This window comes from Arthrobacter sp. 1088, from assembly GCF_031455315.1.
Taxonomy (GTDB): domain Bacteria; phylum Actinomycetota; class Actinomycetes; order Actinomycetales; family Micrococcaceae; genus Arthrobacter.
This window is the reverse complement of sequence record NZ_JAVDSM010000012.1, coordinates 132063-148905: the sequence shown is the minus strand read 5'-3', so window position 1 is coordinate 148905 and position 16843 is coordinate 132063. Positions and strand designations below refer to the sequence as shown.

General features: G+C 63.3%; 17 protein-coding genes. 6 read left to right on the top strand and 11 right to left on the bottom strand.

Annotated features, from left to right (window positions below; translation table 11 throughout):
• Positions 1-115: 115 nt before the first annotated feature.
• The gene (locus tag J2Y41_RS18705; protein WP_224167094.1) at positions 116-787 is read left to right on the top strand and encodes a TrkA family potassium uptake protein; all 672 of its coding nucleotides are present in this window, start codon (positions 116-118) and stop codon (positions 785-787) included.
• Complete coding sequence (locus J2Y41_RS18700; RefSeq protein WP_224089620.1) at positions 787-1521, top strand: TrkA family potassium uptake protein; 735 nt, start codon at positions 787-789, stop codon at positions 1519-1521. Before J2Y41_RS18705 ends, J2Y41_RS18700 begins: the two co-directional genes overlap by 1 nt.
• On the opposite strand, the gene J2Y41_RS18695 is transcribed toward J2Y41_RS18700, so the two are convergent.
• From J2Y41_RS18695 to dut, 4 genes are read right to left on the bottom strand one after another with little or no spacing between them, the layout of a single operon-like run.
• A complete protein-coding gene (locus J2Y41_RS18695) occupies positions 1491-2273 on the bottom strand; it encodes a DUF3159 domain-containing protein (RefSeq protein ID WP_309930681.1) in 783 nt (260 codons plus the stop codon). The genes J2Y41_RS18700 and J2Y41_RS18695 overlap by 31 nt on opposite strands.
• On the bottom strand, positions 2270-2647 hold the full coding sequence (locus J2Y41_RS18690) for a hypothetical protein (RefSeq protein WP_224089618.1): 378 nt from the start codon (positions 2645-2647) through the stop codon (positions 2270-2272). Before J2Y41_RS18690 ends, J2Y41_RS18695 begins: the two co-directional genes overlap by 4 nt.
• Entirely contained in the window at positions 2640-3407 is a 768-nt protein-coding gene (locus tag J2Y41_RS18685) for a DUF3710 domain-containing protein (protein ID WP_309930679.1), read from the bottom strand. Before J2Y41_RS18685 ends, J2Y41_RS18690 begins: the two co-directional genes overlap by 8 nt.
• A 56-nt stretch (positions 3408-3463) precedes the next feature.
• The gene (dut, locus tag J2Y41_RS18680; RefSeq protein WP_224089615.1) at positions 3464-3973 is read right to left on the bottom strand and encodes a dUTP diphosphatase; all 510 of its coding nucleotides are present in this window, start codon (positions 3971-3973) and stop codon (positions 3464-3466) included.
• Between the two features lie 79 nt (positions 3974-4052).
• Between dut and J2Y41_RS18675 the strand changes: the two genes are divergently transcribed.
• Positions 4053-4544 carry a DUF3093 domain-containing protein gene (locus tag J2Y41_RS18675; RefSeq protein ID WP_396133568.1) on the top strand — a complete coding sequence of 164 codons (492 nt, stop codon included), beginning with the start codon at positions 4053-4055 and terminating at the stop codon, positions 4542-4544.
• Between the two features lie 3 nt (positions 4545-4547).
• Here J2Y41_RS18675 and J2Y41_RS18670 read toward each other — a convergent pair whose 3' ends face one another.
• Positions 4548-4847: a DUF4193 domain-containing protein gene (locus J2Y41_RS18670; protein WP_224089614.1), complete on the bottom strand. Its 300-nt coding sequence runs from the start codon at positions 4845-4847 to the stop codon at positions 4548-4550.
• Positions 4848-5153: 306 nt separating this feature from the next.
• Between J2Y41_RS18670 and sepH the strand changes: the two genes are divergently transcribed.
• Entirely contained in the window at positions 5154-6545 is a 1392-nt protein-coding gene (gene sepH, locus J2Y41_RS18665) for a septation protein SepH (protein WP_309930675.1), read from the top strand.
• A 60-nt stretch (positions 6546-6605) separates the two neighbouring features.
• On the opposite strand, the gene J2Y41_RS18660 is transcribed toward sepH, so the two are convergent.
• From J2Y41_RS18660 to J2Y41_RS18645, 4 genes are all read right to left on the bottom strand, one after another.
• On the bottom strand, positions 6606-7370 hold the full coding sequence (locus J2Y41_RS18660; protein WP_309930674.1) for a thymidine kinase: 765 nt from the start codon (positions 7368-7370) through the stop codon (positions 6606-6608).
• Positions 7363-8592, bottom strand: coding sequence for an alkaline phosphatase family protein (locus tag J2Y41_RS18655; RefSeq protein WP_396133567.1), 1230 nt, complete (start codon positions 8590-8592; stop codon positions 7363-7365). The genes J2Y41_RS18660 and J2Y41_RS18655 overlap by 8 nt, the downstream gene beginning before the upstream one ends.
• A complete protein-coding gene (locus J2Y41_RS18650; RefSeq protein WP_224089611.1) occupies positions 8589-9314 on the bottom strand; it encodes a DUF5998 family protein in 726 nt (241 codons plus the stop codon). The genes J2Y41_RS18655 and J2Y41_RS18650 overlap by 4 nt, the downstream gene beginning before the upstream one ends.
• An 81-nt stretch (positions 9315-9395) precedes the next feature.
• On the bottom strand, positions 9396-12083 hold the full coding sequence (locus tag J2Y41_RS18645; protein ID WP_309930670.1) for a GNAT family N-acetyltransferase: 2688 nt from the start codon (positions 12081-12083) through the stop codon (positions 9396-9398).
• 54 nt (positions 12084-12137) lie between these two features.
• On the opposite strand from J2Y41_RS18645, the gene J2Y41_RS18640 reads away from it, so the two are divergent.
• Positions 12138-14663 (top strand): DNA topoisomerase IV subunit A, encoded by a 2526-nt coding sequence (locus J2Y41_RS18640; protein ID WP_309930668.1) that lies wholly within the window; start codon positions 12138-12140, stop codon positions 14661-14663.
• Between the two features lie 115 nt (positions 14664-14778).
• Here the strand turns inward: J2Y41_RS18640 and J2Y41_RS18635 are convergent, their stop codons facing one another.
• Positions 14779-15162 carry a VOC family protein gene (locus J2Y41_RS18635; RefSeq protein WP_224089609.1) on the bottom strand — a complete coding sequence of 128 codons (384 nt, stop codon included), beginning with the start codon at positions 15160-15162 and terminating at the stop codon, positions 14779-14781.
• Positions 15163-15290: 128 nt separating this feature from the next.
• Here J2Y41_RS18635 and J2Y41_RS18630 point away from each other — a divergent pair, with 128 nt between their 5' ends.
• Positions 15291-15809, top strand: coding sequence for a DinB family protein (locus J2Y41_RS18630; protein WP_224089607.1), 519 nt, complete (start codon positions 15291-15293; stop codon positions 15807-15809).
• Positions 15810-15819: 10 nt separating this feature from the next.
• Here the strand turns inward: J2Y41_RS18630 and J2Y41_RS18625 are convergent, their stop codons facing one another.
• The gene (locus J2Y41_RS18625) at positions 15820-16842 is read right to left on the bottom strand and encodes a GNAT family N-acetyltransferase (protein WP_309930665.1); all 1023 of its coding nucleotides are present in this window, start codon (positions 16840-16842) and stop codon (positions 15820-15822) included.
• Between the last annotated feature and the right edge of the window lies 1 nt (position 16843).

Sequence of the window (16843 nt, the reverse complement as noted above, 5' to 3'; positions counted from 1 at the left end):
TTTCGCAAAACTACTCTGAATCCCCGGCGATGTCATGACGGCGGTCGCCGCCTTACGTCCGCCGCACCGGTAAAGTCATACGCAGCGGCACGGTAAACACACATAAGGAGACACGGTGGCTCACTTCGTGATCATGGGTTGCGGCCGTGTTGGCGCAACCCTGGCACACACTTTGGAAGACGCCGGCCATTCGGTGGCCATCATCGACCAGGACGAGCGGGCGTTCCGTCGGCTTCGCAACACGTTTACCGGCCGCAAGGTCACCGGCGTAGGTTTCGACAGGGACACGCTCAAGCAGGCCGGAGTGGAAGAGGCTTACGCCTTCGCCGCAGTTTCCAGTGGTGACAATTCCAATATCCTGGCCACCCGGGTAGCACGTGAGACATTCCATGTGGCACACGTCGTGGCCCGTATTTACGATCCCGGACGCGCCGAAATTTACCAACGCCTCGGCATTCCCACCGTGGCCGCCGTGCGCTGGAGCGCCGACCAGGTCCTCAGGCGCATTCTCCCCGAACAGCATCTCGCCGGCGATTACCGGGAGCCATCAGGGCGGCTCGTCCTGGCAGAAGTGGACCTGCATGAAGGATGGATTGGCCACAGCCTGACGTCCATTGAAGCTGCCGCGGGCATTCGCATAGCCTTCCTGACGCGTTTTGGTGAAGGCCTCCTGCCCCTGCCGGGAACGGCGTACCAGGAAGGCGATACCGTCCACGCAATGTTGAGCCTGGACAGGACCTCGGAGATCAGCCGGGTCCTCGCCAAAGCACCGGCCAAGGAGTCTTAGTGAAAGTTGTCATCGTTGGCGCAGGCAGCGTCGGCTCGTCCATTGCCCGTGAGCTCCTGGCCCACAACCATCAAATCCTGCTCATCGACCTCAAGCCTGAAGTCATTGGCCGCAGCGGCCTTCGGGGTGCGCGCTGGCTGGTGGGCGATGCCTGCGAACTCAGCACGCTGCAGGACGCCAAACTTGAGGATGCCGACGTCGTGGTTTCAGCGACGGGTGATGACAAAGTGAACCTGGTGGTTTCCCTGCTGGCCAAGACGGAATTCGCCGTGGGCCGCACTGTTGGGCGCGTCAACAACCCCAAGAACGACTGGATGTTCAACGACTCGTGGGGTGTGGACGTCGCCGTCAACACTCCCCAACTCATGACTGCGCTGGTTGAGGAAGCCGTAGAAATCGGCGACATCGTCCGGCTGTTGACCTTGCAGACCGGCGTCGCCTCGATCGTGGAATTTACCGTTCCGCACGACTCCCACGTCATTGGGAGCACAGTGGGCGCCATTGAGTGGCCGGAAGACGCCACCTTGGTAGCCATCCTGCGCGACCAGGCACCCATCACCCCAAGCCGGGACGATGTCCTCGATGGTGGCGACGAACTGTTCTTCGTCACCACCATCCAGGCAGAGGACGGCCTGCGGGCACTGTTGTCGCCGGCGTCGATGGCAGGCCAGGGACCCCGCGACGGCGATGCCGGCGTTGCGGATCAGGCCGAGGACGACGGCTTCGACGGCTGAGGTGCCGGCTTGGTCACAAGCCAGGCCACCCAAAGGCCAAGGATGTACAGCGGTGCACCCATGAGGAGCCGGGTAGTCGCCAACGCCGTCAAGCCTGGTTCACCCAGGAAGTACAGGGGCACCTGCACCACCAGCCGCAGCGCAAGCACGGCCACAACAATCCAAGTACCAAGCTGGTACGCCCGCAGGCGTTCGGGATCCTTGCGCCATTCGAGACCCTCGTTGCGGACGAATCCGAACAGCAACCCTGCAATGGGCCATTTGAGGACGATGGAAAGTACCATGCCCGCGATGTAGGCAATGTTGGTGAAGAAGCCGAGAACGTAGAAGTCCTCGGCCTTCCCTGTGGTGTTGGCCAACCAAGCAGAAATCCCGACGCCGACCACACCGGCAAGTGCCTGCGTCAACGGGCGTCGTTGGATCAGGCGGACAACAGTGAAGATTGCTGCCGTCGCCAACGCCGCGACCAGGGAAACCGTCAAGTCCCGGCTTATGGTGAAGGCCACGAGGAAAACGAGGCCCGGCAGGATACTCTCCGCGATGCCTTGCACTCCCCCGGCAGACTTCAACATGTCTACATGGCCGGCACTGTTGCGCTGAAGCCCTGCCTTTTCTGCATAGCCCGCAGCCAACTCCGCCACCCCCGGGGTTTCGGCTGCCGGGGTCTTGGCTGACCCAGTGGCCGGGGTTTCAGTCCCGCCTGGCTTCGGCTGTGCGGAATCCTTCGGCTCTGATCCGTTGGCCACGGTCATAGGTGCTCCTGACGGGAAAGTATTTCGTAGCGTGGATTGAACATCGCAGGCAAGCCGTCCAGTTGCGTCACCATGCCGTTCAGGCGCAGCTCAACTCCTGCTTCAATCCCAGGTACACGGTTCCTGCCCAACCAGATGACGCGCAACCGCGCATAGGGCCTTTTCACTCCCCCGCCACCAACCGACGGCTGGAAACTGTGCTCCAACGCGTCCACCACCACTGCTGAAAAGAAAGGTTGCTCACTTGGCGGCTGATGCGTGACGGACTCGATGAACCCAGTGCAGGTGGCCCTGCCGCGGGAAGGGAGATCACGGATAGCGACTTGCTGGGACTGCTGGCTGGACGGTCCTGTAGAGCCGGGCGTATCAGCCAATCTGGGTGATCTCCGGTCCCCGCTCCGGCTGCTGCATGGCAGGACCGGCCTGCTGCGCATCGGGATCGGGAACCTGGGCTTGGGCTGGGGCTTGGGCGGCAGCGTCCTTGGGCAGGCGCAGCTGCAACAGTTCCCGCGGCGGCATCGGGTTGTCGCCGCGGACAACAACTACGCGCCGGAAGAGCTCCTCCAGGGCGGCGGCGGCCTCCCGGTCCAGTGCGGCTTCGCCACCGAGGACTCCCCGCAGGAACCAGCGGGGGCCGTCCACACCCATGAAGCGGGCGGCGCGGAAACCCCGGCTGCCGTCGGTAGCTTCCGCGGGAAGCTTGGCGATGAGCTCTGTGCCAAATGTTCCGGATACTTCTTCTGTCTCGCCACCCTGGCTGGCTACCGATTGGCCGATCTGCTCGCGGATCTCGTCCCACAGGCCCTCCGAACGCGGAGCGGCGAACGCCTGGAGCTGAAGGCTTGAGCCAGCCAGGTCCATGGTCACTGCCACCACGCGCTGGGTAGCTTCTTCCACTTCCAGCCGCAGCTGGAGTCCGTGGGCAGGTGCGATCAGCAGTGCGCCGAGATCCACATATCCGTCGCGGTCCTCGATCTCATCGATGTCCCAGGGACCTTTGCCAAGCCGGAAATCACCCTTGGTACCGGACGCGCCGGTTGCAGGGGCTGTTGCCTCAACGGCGTCGTTTTCCTCGACGGTGCCAGCGGTTTCCAGCCGCTCGGCCTTGGACTTTTTGCCGCGCCCAAAAAGCATTGGGTTGTCTCCTTAGTAGTGGTCTATCCCCAAGTAAACCGCAACCCCGTGGGTTATCAGGCCACCGGTGCGTTGAATCCGCCAGTGGAACCAAAGCCGCCCGTACCGCGGGCGGAGTCGGATAGATCATCAACCATCACGAAGCGCGCGTACTCGACGCGCTGAATCACCATTTGGGCAATTCTATCGCCGCGCTTGAGCTCAATGGCGTGGTTCAGGTCAGTGTTCAACAAGGTGACCGCGATTTCGCCGCGGTAACCTGCGTCCACAGTCCCGGGTGCATTGACAACGGTGAGGCCATGTTTGGTGGCGAGCCCGGACCGCGGGTGGATCAGTGCCACAAAGCCATCCGGGAGGGCAATCGAAACGCCCGTAGGAACCAATTTCCGTTCACCCGGGGCAAGTTTCACGTCCTCGCGGGCCCGCAGGTCCGCGCCGGCATCGCCCGGGTGCGCGTAGGACGGTGCTTCCAGCCCGGCGTCGAGCATTTTCAGCTGAACGTCCAAAGTGGGCGCGCCATACGCTGCGGTGGTGTCATTACTGAATACTGCGGTCTCGTTGCTCACAGTGGACCATTCTACGTGGGGCACATCCCTGCGGGCACTCCGGGCAGTTAGCCGGCCCAAGGGCCGATAAGCTGGACCCATGCCTACGCCTGACCAGTCCGTCCCCATGCCTGCCCGGAACAGTCCCTCCGCCTCCGAGGTGCTTTTCACCGAGAAATTATGGCCGACCATCTGGATCTGGGTTGTCGTCGTGGGCCTCTCGAGCGCCGGAATCCTGATGTTCGCACCCATCAGTGCCGCCGCGGGCATCACCGCCGCCCTGGTGCTTCTGGCCGTCATGACCACCCTGCTGGTGGTTTCAACACCCACCATCACCGTTACGCGGGACAGCCTTAGGGTGGGACGGGCAACTATCGACCGTAAATTTGTCGGCAGCGTCGAGGCCTTCAAAAAAGAGGCGGCCACCGCCGAACGTGGAACCCGCCTCAATGGCCTCGCCTACATGTGCTTCCGCGGGTGGATCGATGCCGTCGTGAAAATCGAGATCACCGATCCCGCCGATCGAACACCCTACTGGCTGGTGTCTTCGCGCCGCCCGGACGAACTCGTCGCTGCGCTGGGCGCGCGCTAGCTGCTAGCTCTCGCATTCCGTGCAGTACAGGTGCCCGTTCCTCTCAGCTGCAATCTGGGAGCGGTGCTTCACAAGGAAGCAGTTGTAGCACGTGAATTCGTCAGGCTGTGGTGGCATGACTTGAATAAGGAGCTCTTCTCCGGAGAGGTCCGCTCCGGGGAGCTCGAAGCCATCGGCAAGATCGGTCTCATCGACATCCACCGCAGAGGATTGCTTCCCCGACTGGCGCGTCTTGAGTTCCTCAATCGAGTCCTCACTGACGTCTTCCTCGGTCTTTCGAGGGGCATCGTAATCCGTGGCCATGGTCCTTCTTCGTCCTGTCGTACTTGCTCCGGGTAGGATTCCGGCCTGGCGGATTTCCTGCCCGCCGCCGGTCTAAGGGTGTAACGCCGGACGCCCCGGATTTGTGCCCGATATCGGCCAGATTGTCCTCCCCTGTCCAGCGATTGTCCAGAGGCAGCAATTTGAGCTCGGATTGCAGGGACGGAACCGGCCGGCATTCTGCCATTTTCGCCGGAATATCACGGCACGCCCTTTGTCCTAGTAGGAAAAGGGCAACGGGGGTGGCAGAGTTTCGAATGTCAGTTATGCCATGTGGTGGAGGGTGTTATGCAGGATCTACGGCTGGTAGGCGTCCACGACGACGGCGGGCATCTGCTCCTGAGCGGACCCGGCGGTGCGATGTTCCAGCTTCCGATCGACGAGGCACTTCGTGCCGCGACGAGCAGGACCCCCGCCCAGGTTGCTGCGCGGGCGTCAAACACCCCGATTGCCATGTCCCCCAGGGATATTCAGTCCAGAATCCGCAGTGGAGCGACGGCGGCCGAGGTAGCGGAGCTGTCCGGGCTGCCCCTTGCCAACGTGCAACGCTACGAGGGCCCGGTCCTGGCCGAGCGTGAGTACGTTGCGCAGCAGGCCAGGAACATTGAAGTAGCTTCCCCGGCCCCGGGCCAGGACATCTATCGTTCCGCCTTTGGCGACAATCCGGCGACACTCGGCGAAATGGTAGCCCACCGCCTGTCCGCGCACGGCATCGATTCTTCAACGGTTGAATGGGACTCGTGGCGCCGTTCGGATGGTTCCTGGACCGTCGTCGCGCGCTTTGAGGCGGTCCCCGGTACGCACGGCAGCATCGGCGAGGAGCCGCCCGCGATGTGGACGTTCAGTCCGCAGCGGAAATCCCTGCAGAACGCCAACCGCTGGGCCCAGCAGCTCAGTGAACTGGAGCCCCTGGACGGGCCCGTTCCTACGCGCCGGCTTGCCGCCGTCTCGGATCGTCCTTTCGACTTTGAGACGGACGCCGAAACCGCGGCACGCGCGTCTGCGAAAGAGTCCGACAGCCTCCTGGAAATGCTCCGCTCACGCCGCGGGCAGCGCCTGGGCGTGGACGAAGACGGCGATGACGCCCTGGCCGTCCTGCTCAGCAACGTCCCCGCAGCCCACCCGCGTTCAGCCGGTGAAGATCAACACCCGGCCGAGGAACCCGCCGCAGATCAACCGGAACCGGAAGCTTCCCCCGTTGCCGAGCCTGCGCGCAAGGACGGACGCCCGTCCATGCTGTCCCGGCTTAGCCTCGCGCCCCGGAACCATGACTCAAACGACGACGACTCACTGAAGCTCCACGATGGCGTCAGCACGGAGACGCGGGAAATAACCGTTGTCGCCAGCCCACTGAGGCCCGTGACGTCCTTAACCGACCGCAAGCCGGGGGCGGCCGGCGCTCATGATCCCAAGGATGCGGATCGAATTGATTCCGGGGCCAACCAAACGCAACGGGCGGGGCTGGACGAACTGCTTGGCGGCGCCACGACCCCCCAAACACAGTCCGATCGTGCTGCCTCGCGCCCAGAGACAGCCGCGCAGGACAAGGCAAGCGTTGAGGCCGGGGACCATAACACCCACAAGGATGCTGAGGCACCCGTAGAGCGCCAGCCCTCCCGTCCAAAACGGTCAAGCATCCCCAGTTGGGACGAGATCGTCTTCGGCGCCCGCGGCGACTAGCATCCAGCGCGGCAACTAGCACCCAGCGCGGCGACCAGCATCCAGCGCGGCGACCAGCACTTAGCTTGGCTTCAGGCCGGAGCCAGTGCCGGAGCCCGCTCCGGGCCACAGGCAGGCATCGACGTCGAACGGCAAAGTTTGGTCTCCGCCGGCCATCAGGTTGGCCCCGTGGGCTGTCACGCGGCGCATGTAATGGCGTCGGCACAACGTCTCATAGCCAACCACCGGTTCATGGCCGGCAGCTTCCCCTGTCCGAACTTCATTGCTCATGGCCTGGGCGTCGCCGGCGGTCTGGGGAGCGACATCGCCAACCATGACCTGGTCCCCTTCCACCACCATGATGCCGTCCACGGTTCGGGCATTTTGAGTTGCCCGGCGCCCGCACCAGCACAATGCCTCGACCTGTAGCACCTGTACTTTGTCAGCGAGTTCGATCAGACGTTGGGAGCCGGGAAACAGGGTGGTTCGAAAGTCCGAGGTGATCCCGAACGCGAAGACGTCCACCTCCATCTCATCCACCAGGCGTGCCAGTTGCTCCACCTGGGCAGCGGAATAGAACTGGGCTTCATCGCAGATCAGATAGTCCACACGGAGCCCACTGGTCCGGCGTACAACCACTTCGTCCCAGAAGTCCGTGTCCGTACGGACTTCAACGGCGTCTGTCCGGAGGCCCAACCTGCTGGAAATCGTCGAATCACCTGCGCGGTCGTTGCAGCTGAAACGTACCCCGCCCCTGCCCCGCGCGCGGTGGTTGTAGTCCATTTGCAAAGCCAAGGTGGACTTACCGCAGTCCATGGTGCCCGGGAAGAAGACGAGTTCAGCCACGTTTGCCCTTTTTGCCGGCCGCCGGGAAGTAAAGGAATGGCACTTCGCGCTCCGCCTTCGTCAAGGACCCATGTTGGCCGACTACTTCCAACGATGCCGGACGGACCCTGCGGGTGTCGTAAAGGGCAAGGGTATCCCGGGCGGCGATCATGACATCGCCGATGCGCGGCGCCACCTCCGGCTGGACGTCACCGAACAACCCGGCGCCTATCGCCTGCTCACGGGTGAAAGCCCAGATGCGTTCGCCAAACCTTGCCCGCCAGGCAGAGATCAGTAGCTCGCGCTGGGTTTCAGGAAGGCCGGGCTCAAGGTAGAGATGCACCATGCGGGGCTCGCCTGCAGTGTGGCGGACCCCGGCGACGAGTGAGGCATCAGCTGAGAAGTCAATGCGCTGGGACTCGGGGACGTCCAGCATTCCGTGATCCCCGGTCAGCACGATAGTGGTTCCCGGGGGCAGCGTTGCGGACAGCCTCTTGACGGTGGCGTCGAGCTCTTCAAGTTGGTGTTCCCAGCGGTCGGACTGGCAGCCGTAGCGGTGACCGGCTTTGTCCAACTCGTTGACGTAGAAGTACATCAGGGATGGGCCGCCGCCGGACATTGCCTCTGCTGCGGCGGCTGTGCGCGCATGCAGGCTTGTGCCGCCCACGAAACGGCTGCCCCGGAGGGCTGCTTGGGTCATGGGGGAATTGCCGAACTGCGGGAGGCTCACGGTAACGACGTCGGCTTCGGCACCAATGCGTTCGAACACGGTAGCGTGCGGCTGCCAAAGCGCAGGGTCCACGTGGGCGTCCCAGTTGCCAAGCAGGTTCACTACTTTGTCCTGGGAAGGATCCAGGACGTCATAGCCCACCATGCCGTGCTGCCCGGCAGGCAGCCCGGTGCCCAGGCTGGCGAGGGAAGCCGCTGTGGTGCTGGGAAAAGCGGAATCAATCCAGTTGGGGACGCTGCCCTGTCCGCTGGACAGGATGGACCGCAGGAACGGCGTGTGCGAGGCCTTTTGTTTGAGCAGACTGCGGCCCAGCCCATCGGCGAGGACCACACAGACACGCTGCGCGGCAGGCAGGTGAAGCTGGTTGGCAAATCCGGGGATGCCCATGCTCGCGGCCGCACTGGTGAAGACTTCGGCGATCGATCTGCTCCCAAAGAGCGGGGGCGAAGGGAGGTCCAGGGCCGGGGCCGTACCGGACGTTGGCTGCGTGTGCTCCTGTGCAGTCACCCTCAACGCTGGTGTCCGCGGCTCAAGCGGTTGCTGAAGACCCCCGAACGTGGCCGCGGCGCGGGGATGCCGGTGTGTGGGACGGGTGTGGGATTTGCCGTGTTCACGGCACGAAGGGCGCGTGCGAAGACCTTGGCATCCTGGACCGCTTGGAGGCCGTCCGCTTCGGCACTGATGCGCAGGACGATGTCCTCCTGGGCAATGGTTCCGCTGTAGCCGTGGTCCGCTTCGCACTGCGGATCACCGCAGCTTGCCGGGCCCATATCCAGGCGCTGTCCGCCGGACCAGGCAATGGACACCGTCATTTCCCGAACGGGATCCGACGGCTTGTAGTCCTGCGGCTGCGAATACATGTAACTAAGGACCACGGAACGGATCTGTGCCACGGGTACGGACTCCGTGGAAATCTGGGCGACGATCTGCTCCCCGGCTTCATCCAGTTGCTGATCGTCAACGTGGGTGATCACCAGCATGTCTTCGGTGAGCACCAGCACTGTGATGTGGCGGCGAACCTCGGCGCGATCGAAGTGCGTCTCAAGGTGCACCAGGTGTGACAGGCAGTCGCGGCCATCCAAGGCGTCATCCACGACGTCGGCCACCAGCCGGGGGTAGAAACCAGCCTGTTGCAGCGCCTGGTCCAGGCTCTGTCCCTGCAAGCTGTGGTTATGGGCGCTGTGGTGCCCGGCGTTGGACGGACGGGACTGAGGCGTCGGAGACTGGGTGCTCATTCCCCCATTTTCACAGATCCACTGGGGACTTCCTAACTGCGTGCCCGGCCACTGGGCCTGTCGCCGGCGTGCACGAAGCGCCTAACCGCGCATTGCCCTGCGAGCGCTGTCGGTGCGCCTGGCCGCGTTACCGATCCACACATCGGCACCCAGAATCGTTGCACCTTCAGGGCCTCCGAGCACAGGGTTGAACTCCACCAGGGCAATTCCGGGGTGGTCATCCTTGAGTTTGGCCAGCCTGGCGGCGATGTCCTCAAGGGCAGGAACATCCACGGCGGGGAGCCCCTGATAGCCGAACAGTTTCCTCGAAGCCCGCGGTGAGCGGATGAGGTCGTGCAGGTCTGCCGCGGACAACGGGGGGACCCGGTGTGCCCAATCGTCCAGCAGATTCACTGCGTCCCCTGCCAAGCCGAAGGACACCACTGGACCCAGCAAGGGGTCCTCCATTGCGCGGAAGGTGCACGCCTGGCCTACCGGGGCCATTGCCTGGACTTCGAGGGACGGCGAACCGTAGGGTTCCAGTGCCCGCTTCATTTGCGCGATGTTCTGCAGCAAGGACTCCGCATCCTGGATGTCCAGCCGGACGCCGCCAAGGTCCAGGCGGTGCCTCAGGGTGGGGTCAGTGGTCTTCAGAACCACTGGCCAGCCCACGCGTTCGGCTGCTTCAACAGCTTCCTCCGGTGTCCCGAAGCCGATTGTCGGCACCACGGCGATACCGTAGCCGGCGAGTAGTTCCGCGGCAGCACCGGCGTCGAGCTTGCGGAGTTTCTCGCCCGTCACGCCGGTCAGCATCCTGGCCAGTGTTGCCTTGGTCCCTTCGACGTCGCAGCCACCGGGCTCGACGAAAAGACCTTGGTCGCGATCCAGCCATTGGGCGTAGCGGACGATCGCGGCCAGGGCGCTGACTGCGGCACCTGCATTGGAATAGCAGGGCAGTAACGGACCATCGGAGCCGCCTACCATTCCTTCCACGGGGATGGAGGGGTCCAGAATGCCTGTGAATACAGCTACCACGGGCTTGCCGGCCTCCGCCGCACACTCGGCCAGGACACCGGCGAGCGCTTCTACCGTGAGTCCGCGTGCAGGCAGGAGTGCGGCCACGATGGCGTTGACGGATTCGTCCGCGAGGCTTGCCTGCAGGCTGGCCCGAAGCGCTGGAAGGGCGATTGACATGCCGGCGTCGAGGTCGACGTCCGTTACCAACCGGTTGACATCCAGCCCAAGGGGCCCGGCACTGTCCGCGACGACTTTCGCCAAGGCGACTGAGTTGGAGTAGACAGCCAGGCCGGGGCCTGCGGGCAATGCCTGGGAGGAGACGATCTGGGCGATGTCCATCAATTGCTCAATGGTTCCCACCCTGATGACCCCTGCCTGCCTCATCATTGCGTCCACTGCTGCGGCGGGTGCTTGGGTGGTCCGGACTTCATGTCCGGGCGGAAGGCGGAGGCCCGTGACGTCGGATTTGGCGACGATCACCGGTTTGCTCCGGGACAACCTGCGGGCAAGCCGGGAGAATTTACGGGGATTCCCGATTGACTCCAGGTAGAGCCCTACGGCGGAAGTATCGGCGTCGTCCTCCCAGTACTGCATGGCGTCGTTGCCCGAGACATCTGCGCGGTTCCCGGCGGAGAGAAATGTGGACAGGCCCAACCGGCGCCGCCTGGCCGCGGCATAGACGGCCACGCCCACGGCCGCTGACTGGCTGAAAAGGCCCAGGCCTCCTCGGGGCGGCATGCTCGGCGCCATGGAGGCGTTGAGGGATACGGCTGGATGGGTGTTCAGTATTCCCAGTGACTCTGGCCCGATAACCCGCATGCCATTGGCCCGGGCGCGCCGCACCAACTCGTGTTGGCGCGCGAGGCCCCTTTCGCCGTCGTCGGCAAATCCGGCGGTTGCCACCACGATGCCCTTGACGCCTGCTGCTGCGCAGTCATCCACTACTTTGGGCACTTCCTCGTAAGGCACTGCGATGATCGCCAGTTGAACGGGCCCGGGGATTTCCGATAAGCGGGCAAAGGAGATCATGCCGGCGAGCTCGAAGGCCTCAGGGTTCACCGCATAGACCGGGCCCTCAAAGCCACCCTCAATAATGTGTTCCAGGAGTTGGTAGCCTACTGTCCCCCATTTGCGGCTGGCACCGATCACCGCCACCGACGCCGGCGCCAGCAGGTCGCGCACACTGCGGGCCTCTGCGCGGTGTTCGCGGGACTCCATCACCGCCCGCGATTTTTCGGTGGGGTCGATATTGAACTCGACGCTCACAACGCCGTCGTCAAACCCGCGCTTGAGGTCATAGCCGGCATCGGCGAACACCATGAGCATCTTGCGGTTTTCGGGGAGGACCTCGGCGATGAACCGACGAATACCGTTCTCGCGGGCGGCTGCGGCGAGATGCTCCAGGAGGATTGAGCCAATGCCGCGGCCTTGATGGGCGTCTGAAATGTTGAAGGCCACCTCGGCTTCGTCGGGGTCCTCCAGCCGGTCGTAGCGGCCCACTCCCATGATTTCGCCACCGATAGTGATGACGAACGCCACCCGGTTCACATGGTCGACTTCAGTGAAGCGCCGCACTTCTTTTCCGGACAGTTTGGGCTTGAAGGAGAAAAACCGCATGTAGATGGAAGCCTGGGATTGACCGGCGTGGAAGGCCTGCAGCGCATCTGCGTCCTGGGGGCGGATGGGGCGGAGATGGGCTGTCCCGCCGTCACGCAGGACGACATCGGCCTCCCAATATTCCGGATAAATGCCGACGCCGGGCTGATCCACCATAGGCTTAGCCTAGCTAAAACATCCGCAGTACATCTTTAAGGATCCACCGACCCCATGGCCCGCAGCCAAACTCCCGCACGCAAAGGCGAGCCTCTCGGCGATTTCACCGAGAACATCGTCGACATCGACGTCACTTCCGAGATGGAGGGCTCCTTCCTGGAGTACGCCTACTCGGTGATCTATTCGCGAGCCCTTCCTGACGCACGTGATGGCCTCAAACCGGTTCAGCGCCGCATCCTCTACATGATGGCGGACATGGGCTTGCGCCCGGACCGGGGGCACGTCAAGAGTGCGCGCGTCGTGGGCGAAGTCATGGGAAAACTCCATCCGCATGGCGATGCCGCGATCTATGACGCCATGGTCCGCATGGCCCAGGACTTTTCCCTGCGCCTGCCGTTGATCGATGGCCACGGTAACTTTGGATCGCTCGACGACGGTCCTGCCGCCCCGCGTTACACCGAGGCGCGCCTGGCAGCGGCTGCGCTGACCATGACGGACCACCTCGACGAAGACGTTGTGGATTTCGTTCCCAACTACGACAACCAGTTGACCCAGCCTGACGTCCTTCCGGCAGCGTTTCCCAACCTGTTGGTCAACGGCACTACGGGCATTGCAGTCGGCATGGCAACGAACATGGCTCCGCACAACCTCGTTGAGGTCATTGCCGCCGCACGCCATCTGATCGCGAATCCGGACGCCACTCTGGATGACATCATGAAGTATGTCCCGGGCCCGGACCTTCCCACGGGTGGCCGCATCGTGGGCCTGGACGGCATCCGCGATGCCTATGCCACGGGCCGCGGTTCCTTCAAGACGCGCGCCAAGGTGGAAGTGGAGCAGCTGTCTGCCCGCCGGACCGGCCTGGTGGTGACCGAGCTGCCTTACATGGTTGGCCCGGAAAAGGTCATCGAAAAGATCAAGGACGCCGTCAACGCCAAGAAGTTGACCGGCATCAGCGACGTCGTGGACCTCACGGACCGCAACCATGGCCTGCGCCTGGTCATTGAGCTGAAGAACGGGTTCAACCCCAACGCCGTCCTTCAGCAGCTGTACCGCTATTCGCCCATGGAAGATTCGTTCGGCATCAACAATGTCACCTTGGTTGACGGCCAGCCGCAGACTCTTGGCCTGCTGCAGCTCCTGCAGGTTTACGTGGACCACCGCCTCAATGTGGTCCGACGTCGGACGGCTTTCCGGCTGGGCAAGAAGAAGGACCGCCTGCACCTGGTGGAAGGCCTGCTGATCGCGATCGTCGATATCGACGAAGTCATCCAGATCATTCGTTCCTCCGATGAAGCTTCCGCAGCCCGTGAGCGGCTGATGTCCATCTATGACCTCACCGAGATCCAGGCCAACTACATCCTGGAACTGCGCCTGCGGCAGCTGACCAAGTACTCCCGCCTTGAATTGGAGAAGGAGCAGGACGAGCTGCGCCGCGAGATCGAAGCCCTGGAGGCCATCCTTGGCTCCGACGAGCTGCTCCGCGACCTCGTTTCCGGTGAGCTGGCCGAAATCGCCACGAAGTACGGTACTCCCCGGCGCACCGTGCTCCTGGAGTCCGAGGCAGTCTCCCCCACTGTCGCCGCAGCCCTTGCCGCTGCGGTACCTGGACCCAAGGGCAAGGCCGCGGCCCTTCCCCTGGAAATCCCGGACGACCCCTGCTGGGCCCTCCTCAGCGTGTCGGGACAGATCGCACGGACAACCAACCAGGAACCGCTGGCCGAGGCTGGTCCGCGGGCGAAGCACGACGTCTTCCGTTCAGTGGTGAAGACCACGGCCCGTGGTGAGATCGGCGCCGTCACTTCCCTGGGCCGGATGTTGCGCCTGCAGGTCATGGATATGCCCGCCCTGCCCCCTGTCGGCGGCCTTCCAAACCTGGCCGGTGGAGTGCCGGCCAAGGACTTCATCACTCTGGTCAAGGGCGAGACGTTGGTTGCGTTGGTTCCGCTGGATGCCATTCTTGCCGTTGGTACCGTGCAGGGCGTAGTGAAGCGTGTTCAGCCGGAGTATCCGCTGAACCGTGAGGACTGGGAAATCATTTCGCTCAAGGACAAGGACACCGTTCTGGCCGTGGAACCCGCACAGGAGGACGACGTCGAACTCGTCTTCGTGACAAAGCAGGCCCAATTGCTGCGGTTCAGTGCGTCCAACGTGCGTCCGCAGGGACGAACGGCGGGCGGTATGGCGGGGATCAAGCTCGCCGCTGACGACGAGGTGATTCACTTCGGCACCGTGCGCGCCGACGATCCTGCCGCCGTCGTGGTGACCATTGCCGGTACCAACGGCGCCCTGCCAGGCACCGCGCCCGGAACCGCGAAGGTGACGGCTTTCGACGAGTATCCCGCGAAGGGCCGGGCCACCGGCGGCGTCCGCGTCCACCGATTCCTCAAGGGTGAAGACACACTGCTCCTTGCATGGGCCGGGCACGGTCCAGCAAAGGCGTCATCGGCTGCCGGTGTAGCCAGGGCACTGCCCCACGAGCACGGCCGCAGGGACGGCTCCGGCGTGCCGCTGTCCCAGCCGGTTGAGGCGATCGGGCCGAGCATGGCCTGGGACGAAATGGCTGTGTCCACCGAGTAGGCCACCGCCGAAAATAGCACAAGGAACAACAGGCAGGGCCGGCGGTTGCAGACCGCCGGCCCTGCCTGTTGCCCTGGCTTGGCAGGCTGCCCCTGTCAGGCCATGTCCGGCTGGATTAGCCGTTTTGGTTGATGCTCAGAATGTTTCCCTCTGAGTCCAGGAACCAGGCTGCTGCGGTTCCGTCCGGCATCGTTGCAATGCCGTTTTCAGTCTTCAGGCCTGGGAAATCGTAGTCCTCGAACTTGACACCCTTCCCGCGGAGTTCCTCCATCGTGGCGGCGACGTCACTGACCATCCAGCCCATCTGGGTATTCTTGGCGGTCCCTGCATTGGATGTTTGGTAGATGAAGAATCCGGTCCCGTCTCCGCACCTGTACTGAAGGTTGTCGTCGGCGTCTGGATTTTCTGGTTCGAGTCCGAGTTTCTCGCTGTAGTACGCGCGGGCCCGGGCAATATCCGATGCCGGAAGAACGGCACCCACTTGCTGATCCTTGAGCATGTTTTTCTCTTTCCGACTCTCTCCCCGGAGCGAACTTTACTCCTGGGCGGCAACGAAGTCAGTGGCAAACAGACGCAGGTTTTAGCCCTTGCCTGAGATTGCCGGCGGAGACCCCTTAGACTGGCGGCATGCCGATCATCCCTGACGAAAAAGACTGGACGTGGGTGCTTTCAAAGCCCTGCCCCGAATGCGGCTTTGACGCCTCCACCGTGACGCCGTCCACGGTCCCGGGCACTGTGCTCAACATGCTTCCGAGGTGGCGCGCCGTTCTGCGCCGCGAGGACGTCGCGGTACGCCCGAATGATCACACGTGGTCGCCCTTGGAATATGCATGCCACGTGCGCGATGTCTTCAGCCTTTTCGACAAGAGGCTGAACCTGATGCTGAGTGATGACAACGCCGAATTTGCCAATTGGGACCAGGACCAAGCGGCCATCGATGGCGAATATGGACGTTCGGACCCCCGCACCGTCGCTGACGAGTTGATCGCGGAAGGGGAACAGATCGCTGAGTCCTTCGCACGGGTGGTGCAGGATGAATGGCAGCGTACAGGGCGGCGAAGCAACGGTTCTGAATTCACCGTGCTCACGTTCTCGCAGTACTTCCTGCACGATGTTGTCCATCACCTCCACGACGTTGACGGCTAGGCGCGCCTGGCTATAGCGTCTTTTCCCACGTCATGCTCCGGTTCACGGGGCTGTATCCCATGCCGAGGTAGAGTGCCAGGGCCCCTGTCGGATTTGCAGAATCGACGTCCAGGGATGCAATGTCCATCCCGGCGGCGGTGAATCGCCGAAGGGCGTCTGCCAGCAGTGCTTGCGCTATTCCCCGGCTGCGATAGGCCCGCCGGACTCCAAGCAGCTCGGTGTAGCCCTCCTTGTAGCCGCGGACGGCTGCTGAGTCGGGATCATGGCTGGCCAGCTGGTATCCAGCCACTTCACCCGTGGCGGCGTCAACCACCACGGCGCTCCAATCAGGCCTTGCCGTGGGTTCCTCAACGGTGAACCGCCAGGTCTCTTCGTCGCGTGGCTCGCTTCCCCAGTGGTCCCTGAAGGCATCGTTGTGGGCCAGGCGAACAGCCTCGTGCAGGGATGGGTCAAACGTGGATAGTTCCAGTCCGGGCTCAAGCGGTGCTGCTGGAGCAGGCATTGAAGCAGGCCCTGACAACGGCCGATGCATTTCGTTGAACCAGCGCACAATGTCATAGCCCCTGGCCCGGAGCAGCGCCGCCTGGTGCGGGTGTTGTTCTTCCGTTTGGATGCGGAGGCGGGGCGGCGCAGTACTGCGCCCTGCTGCGTTGTCGGCGTGAAACCTTCTCCGGGTCTGCGCTTCCTGCCACGCGAGCACAGCCGACCCCACGCCGCGGCGTTGCCAGTCCGGGTCTACGCAGCCCATGCCTGTGGCCTTGTCCCCTTCGGGGTTTTTTGTGATTCTTCCGTACGCGCGGGCAACTCCATCCGCATCGAATCCCAGAAGCGTGTTGGTCCCGGGATCATTTTTGGTTGACTCCAGGACGTGGACAAGGTCGCCACGCTTTTCGAACCAGACGGGATGCTCGACGGCGGCAGTCCGGGCGATCAGTTCCGCCCAGTTGTCAAGGTCCGCAGTTGTGGCAGGCCGCCACTGCAGGCCCGTTTGGCTGGCATCGGGTTGGAACAGGGGTGGAACCTCAGAAGGCATG